The sequence below is a fragment of the Kaarinaea lacus genome (genome assembly GCF_975902315.1).
Map to the genome: position 1 here is coordinate 1 of NZ_CDLKIE010000264.1, position 6,462 is coordinate 6,462.

At 48.3% G+C, this 6,462-nt stretch carries 5 protein-coding genes; 2 read left to right on the forward strand and 3 right to left on the reverse strand.

Annotation, left to right across the window (positions count from 1 at the left end; translation table 11 throughout):
- The first annotated feature begins 219 nt into the window (after window positions 1–219).
- Together ACWVCM_RS08170 and ACWVCM_RS08175 are read left to right on the forward strand one after the other, a co-directional pair.
- Window positions 220–1,077 carry a hypothetical protein gene (locus tag ACWVCM_RS08170; protein WP_455201241.1) on the forward strand — a complete coding sequence of 286 codons (858 nt, stop codon included), beginning with the start codon at window positions 220–222 and terminating at the stop codon, window positions 1,075–1,077.
- Window positions 1,078–1,134: 57 nt separating this feature from the next.
- Window positions 1,135–2,970, forward strand: a complete 1,836-nt coding sequence (locus ACWVCM_RS08175) for an SLC13 family permease (protein WP_455201242.1) — start codon at window positions 1,135–1,137, stop codon at window positions 2,968–2,970.
- 71 nt (window positions 2,971–3,041) lie between these two features.
- Here ACWVCM_RS08175 and ACWVCM_RS08180 read toward each other — a convergent pair whose 3' ends face one another.
- The 3 genes from ACWVCM_RS08180 to ACWVCM_RS08190 form a co-directional block, all read right to left on the reverse strand.
- Window positions 3,042–4,127, reverse strand: coding sequence for an esterase/lipase family protein (locus ACWVCM_RS08180; protein WP_455201243.1), 1,086 nt, complete (start codon window positions 4,125–4,127; stop codon window positions 3,042–3,044).
- Between the two features lie 473 nt (window positions 4,128–4,600).
- The gene (locus tag ACWVCM_RS08185) at window positions 4,601–5,188 is read right to left on the reverse strand and encodes a hypothetical protein (protein WP_455201244.1); all 588 of its coding nucleotides are present in this window, start codon (window positions 5,186–5,188) and stop codon (window positions 4,601–4,603) included.
- A 256-nt stretch (window positions 5,189–5,444) separates the two neighbouring features.
- Complete coding sequence (locus ACWVCM_RS08190; RefSeq protein ID WP_455201245.1) at window positions 5,445–6,161, reverse strand: carbonic anhydrase family protein; 717 nt, start codon at window positions 6,159–6,161, stop codon at window positions 5,445–5,447.
- Window positions 6,162–6,462 lie beyond the last annotated feature (301 nt).

The following is a 6,462-nucleotide window of genomic DNA, read 5'->3' on the forward strand; positions in this document are numbered from 1 at the left end:
CGAAACGAATAGGGCGGGAGACAGTGCAATACGTTGGCAATATATACAAATATTACATCGCCTATCGTCTCGCGCGCGACAAAAAGCAAGCTAAACAAAAGCAAGTTTCACAAACTTCGATGCTTTTAGGTATTAACGAATGACAGCCGATGATCTGTAGTGTAATTGGCCAAATAAATATAACACCTGGAGATTAAGCACTGATAGTAAAATACGGTTATGAAGAAACTGCTTCTGATCATTACTTTATCCGTTTTAGGCTCCAGCGCGTTTTTGCATGCATACGCAGATGACCGATACGATGATCATCCGCCTCCTGAACGATTCAAGTTGCGTATTGGCGGTTTTCTCATTGACCGCTTTGATACCACAGTACGACTAGATTCCAATCAGTTTCCTATTGGCACCCTCATCGACCTGGAGGAGAATTTCAACGTCGACTCCAGTGAAACTGTGGTGCGGCTTGATGGTTTTTACCGCTTTAATAAACGGCATCGCATAGACTGGACTTACTACCGCAGTCGGCGAAATGGTACAGCGATCGCCACGCAAGAATATATTATTGGTGATCCCGATGATCCGGAGGGGGGGATTGTTATTCCCAAGGACGCGCGCATTAGTACCCAATGGAATTATGATCTGCTTAAACTTGGTTATGCCTACTCCTTCCTCAACAAACGCAAATACGAAATGTTTATCGGAGCAGGTTTGAATATTCGAAACCTTGATTTAGAAATCGAGTATCAGGCGGATTTGGCCAACTTCAGTGAGCAAGATCGTATAGAAGGGGATGGTTTAGTACCACTGCCCACCCTCGTGTTTGGCAGCAGGTGGAATTTTACCGAAAAGTTACAGTGTATCTTCAGGTACGAGCTATTCATGCTGCAAGTGGGTGACTACAAAGGCAGTCAGCAGGATTTCCAGTTACTGTTAGAGCATAGTACGTTCAAGCATGTTGGATTTGGGCTGGGTATTAACACGGTAGATTCTAATATCCGGGCTCAGAGTGATAATTTACGCGGTGAGTTCGACTCACGCATTCTGGGTTTACTCGGGTATACTAAGATTTATTTTTAGTGCCCACATCCACAGGCATAGTTACTGTGTCAAATTAATTACAACAGGTATCAATTAATGACCAATGAAATAGCGTTTGTTTTTGCAGTGATCCTGGTTGCCGCTGCACTCATGGCCAGCAACCGGGTGCGTTTTGACATTGTTGCTTTACTCGTTGTGCTGGCGTTGATGCTCAGCGGCGTATTGACGGTAGGCGAAGCGTTAACTGGATTCGGAAGTTCAGTGGTTATCCTGGTCGCCGGATTGCTGGTTATTGGTGAAATGCTGGCTCGCACGGGTGTGGCCAGTGCCGTAGGTGACTGGATTCTCAAAAAGGGTGGAAATAATGAGACACGGCTGTTAATTCTTATTATGTTCGGTGCCGGGGTGCTGGGTTCAGTCATGAGCTCGACAGCCGTGGTTGCTATTTTTATTCCCATCGTATTACGTATTGCTGCAGAAACTAACCTTAATTCGTCCCGCATGTTGATGCCTATGTCTTATGCCGCACTAATTAGTGGCATGCTGACTTTAATTGCGACCACGCCAAACATCGTCGTGCATGAAGAGCTTAAAGGTGCGGGATTCGAAGGTTTTGGATTCTTCAGTTTTACGGTGGTTGGCCTTGCGATATTGGTAGTAGCTATTGCGTACGTGTTGTTAGTCGGTCGGCGACTACTGCCTGGTGAGGCTGTCGTGCCGGGCAGTGGCAAGAGTAGCCGGCCCATTGAAGAACTCTGGGATGATTATCGGATCGACGAAAAATACGAAAACCTGCGAATCGATAATAATTCTTCTTTAGCAGGTAAAACTATCGCGGAAACAGAACTTGAAACTCGCTTTAAAGTGCGTGTCATTGGCGTAATGCGTCCTGTTTCTCGCGGTGAAGAACGGATCGCGTCTCCTTCTCCCAGTACCGAACTTAAGGCGCAAGATGTACTGCTAGTGGTAGGCAAGCCGGATGCGATTGACCAACTGATTGCAGAAGATTCATTAACGATGATACCTCCAACCAAGCAGAACAGACAGCGCTGGCTTTGGGAACTCGGTGCAGTGAGCGTCTTAATACATCCTGAGTCGAGTTTGATAGGCAAATCATTGCGCGAAGCGGAGTTCAGGTCCAGGTATGGTGTCCATGTGGTAGGAATACGTCGTAAGAAGGAACCTGTTGCTGATTTTAAAGATGTTAAATTGCACTCAGCCGATAGCCTGCTTGTGATAGGCCCCTGGTCACAAATTCTTCAATTGCAGTCGCGGGCTCACGATTTTGTTGTGCTCGAGGTCCCTGCCGAACAGGCTGATATCGTACCATCCTATCGTAAAATGCCAGTGGCACTCAGCATACTGGTGACGATGGTTTTGCTGACGATCTTTGATGTAGTGCCATTGGTGACCTCTGTGCTACTGGCGACTCTTGCGGCGATATTTACTCGTTGTCTTACCATGGAAGATGCGTACCGATCCATCCACTGGAGTAGCCTGGTGCTCATTGCGGGCATGCTGCCGCTCGCGGATGCGTTAAATAAAACCGGTGGTACAAAAATAGTGGTGGATGCGCTGATGTCCGCAATGGGCGATTCAGGACCTTATATGTTGCTTAGCGTTATCTTTTTCCTAACGGCTATTCTGGGATTGGTGTTGTCCAACACGGCTTCCGCCGTGCTAGTGGCACCCGTTGCAATAGTTGTAGCCGGCGCAATCGATGCTTCACCGTATCCCTTTGCAGTCGCAGTACTGATCGCCGCATCGGCTGCCTATTCAACACCTGTATCAACACCAGTGGTAACCCTGGTGGTTGATCCTGGCCGCTATAAATTCGTCGACTTTATTAAAGTCGGTGTGCCGTTGTTGTTTCTGACCTATCTTGCCACCATAGCGGTGGCACCGATGATCTTTCCGTTTTATCCTTCTTAAATGTTTAAGCGTTAATTCGGTACTGTTTTTTCCAGGGATGTCAGTTGCATATCGGGCCAGCAAATAATTAACTATGGTTTAGAAAATAGTTCATCAAGGCGTTCGGTTATCAGGGGAACAGAAGGTGGCGTGCGGGTGCTTTTTTCACTGACGTTACGAATCATGGATAAATGGGTTCCACTTACGGTTTGATGATCGACTCCGGCAAGGCGTGTGGAATCAACGGTAACGACACCGTCGCCCAGGCCGTTGGTCATCGATTTTAAAAACACTTCGAAGTCTGTCATCTTTTTCATTTCTATGAGTGAATTGTTTTTTTGAACAGAGGTTATAAACCGGCTGATATCTTTGTCATCCCACGGGCTGGCGATGCCGGCAATAACCAGCATATCGACACCTTCGGGATGGGGGCGCGAGTTAAGCGTTTGTAGAAACTGGCTATTGGGGAGTAGATCAATTTTAGCTTCGCCGGCACCATCCAATATGCCGCGTAAAATATGCCCCTGACCTTTTACCATACTCATCCACTGGTCACGCATTTCCGCCAGCAGGCGAAACCGGGCCAGTTCCGAACCATGATTCGGTGTTCCCACCATGATTAATGCGCCAACTTTCGGTACCAATCCGTTGTCTGCGTGCTGCCTGTAATTGATCTGCGGATTGGTCAACATTTCCCGCGAGACCAGACCACCCATACTGTGTCCAACGATTGCAATGCGATTAATACCAAGCTCACGCAGTTGTTTTAGTTCTTCATAAAAAAACCGTGCCGAATCGACTATGGGTTGATCATTGGGATAACGCAATTCCAGAACAGTCATATTATTTTTTGTCAGTGCTGGCGCGAGATTCATCCATACCTTCCCAGGATCATCCAGGCCGTGAATCAATACAACGTGAGGTGCTTCTGGATCTTTGTTGGGTGATTGTTCCTGTTTCGGGCCATAGAAAGACAGGCCAAAAGAGCTCGCGATTTCCGCCGCCTGTTTTGGAAAAGTATTTTCAACGCTGTTGCGCCAGTTCTGGCGCAGTTCTTTTTCCTGTTCTGGCGAAAATGCAAACGCGAGATATAGCGTTAATGCTGTCATTAACGCAATTGTGACACTGATAAAAATTAGTTTTTTTACCAGCTTATTCGATACTTTGTTCTGCTTCATCGTATGTTCTTATTTAAGGTTCGTAGTGTAAAAACAGGATTCATGTTTTTGGAGGTCTGCTCCAGTTATCTGAGTAGTTTAGTTAGGTATTGAATAAAACCATACGCACTATATGAGTTGCTGGAGCAATGCGCTTGTGCATGTATTTTAATCTAATTCGTATAATTTATGCTTGTTTGATTTGTGTCATCTTACAAAATTCTTCCCCTTGAGCCCATCAATGAGATGTTAGAAACCGATGAGATTTTTGAACTTGTACAAGCCAGTCAAATTGGGATGATAATAACCGATCAGCATTTGGCAGAGTTATGGGGACAAAGAAACAGTGCAGTATGTCGATAATATCTACAACTACTACCTGAGTTAGCGCCGGATTGCGCAGCAACGCAAGAAGCGTGCTGCGCGCGCCAATCAGTAACGTAAACTCAATGACCTTCGGTGAATAATAGCCGACTCGTTACGAGCACGATTGGCTATCTATTGACTTTCAATGGTGCGTCGAGTGTTGTTTCCAGTATGGTGCCGGCAGGTACACTGAGGCTTGTACCACCTGTCAGGATCGATGCCCCTGCGCCGACACGGGCACCAGTGCGAGCACCATCGCTGCCGCCTATAAGGCCACCGATTGCAGCTGCCCGCGCAGTGCGGCCGACAGTATTAGCGGCTTCGTTACCAGACTGTGCAGCTAATCCTGTCGTGGTGATTGGCTTCAGTTGATCATCAATAACGATATCTGTGAACGTGATCGCGAGCTCTGCTCTACCAGCCAGTCGACGAGAACTACCAGCCTGTGTGATCTGACCATGCACGATGGCGCCACGCGGGGCCACTGTTGTGCCGTCTACAACCAGCGCACCCTCGAGCTGTCCTGTAAAGCGATGGCCAGCGCCGTGACGGCTGGAATTGATCGCATCCGAGGTACGGATGACCAGTCGTGTTCCTTTAGGGACCGTGATACTTGCTTTCCCCATTTCCTGCTTGGTCTTGACGCCTTCGCTCAGGTAGATACCGACCACCTTGCTCTCCGGGAAGGCTTCGATGCCACCACCTGTGTCGAACATAATGATGCCGTTGCTGCTGCCAATGAAGTCACCTTCTAGCAATCGGCCGTCATAGAGCTCGATGGTGTCGGCCTGGATGATGGCAGGTATAAGAACGGACACTATAGCGATGATCGATGCTGCAATATTTTTCATGTTATTAACTCCGTATCTGGTTTCAAATGAAATAACAAATCTGGCTATGCTGGTCAGCGTTTAACAGATTCACGCCGATCTCGCGCTCCACTTCCAGACCAATCTTCAAGGCCGAGCGGGCTCACTTGTAGAACTTCACCTTGCCTGAGGCAACGTCGTACATGGCGCCGACCAGGTGGATCTGGCCTGAATCAATCATTTCGCGCAGTACGACACTTCGATCACGCAGCTTTTGCATGGTGAGCTGAACATTCATATCAGCAACTGCCTGAACGAAAGCCGCGTTCTGTGAGCTTCTGGGAGTAAAGTCTCCCGTTACCGCTTTGACGGCTGGATTGATGTTCGCCAGCGTACTGGTCAACAGACCAAGTTGTGCCGAATCGCAGGCACCTTTCACCGCACCGCACTCGGTGTGCCCCATCACAACAATGAGCTTTGCGCCGGCAAGCTTTGTTGCGAACTCAAGGCTGCCGAGAATGTCGTCGTTGACAAAGTTTCCGGCGACGCGTGCCACAAAGAGATCGCCTATGCCTCGATCAAAGACGATCGCCGGCGGGATGCGCGAGTCGAGGCAACTCACTATGGCGGCAAACGGGAATTGGCCCTCGGCGGTCTGTTTGACGCGGGCAAGACGGTCGTACTTGATCGCTTCACCGCTGACGAAGCGCGCGTTACCCTGCTTGAGCATCTCGAGTGCCTTGTCTGGTGTGATCGCGGCCTGGACTTGTTGGGTAAGTGCGGCTCCCGAATCAGCTAAGGCCATGTTGAACACCGACAAGACGCTAAACACTCCGACCAAGGCAAATGCCTTGTAGCCACCTTTAATGTAATGGTTCATTTCTGTCTCCCCGTGAAATCAAGTTAGCCGTATCGGCCAAATTAGTGTAAGGACAGATCAGATAAGAAATCTATGCAGAATCCGCAAATCGCTGATGCCCGTTAGCGATAGCAAATAGTGATTATGGCCTGTTTCGGGTCATGCGTAACATTTCCATGTGGAGAACATCGATCCGATCTCACTGCCACCTAGTCTGCAATCCTGCAGTGAAGACACAAGCAGGTAATTACAGATTCCTTGTCAGGGTTTGCGAGGGTAGCTCGCCGAATAACTTCTTGTAACGGTTTGCAAATCGTCCCAG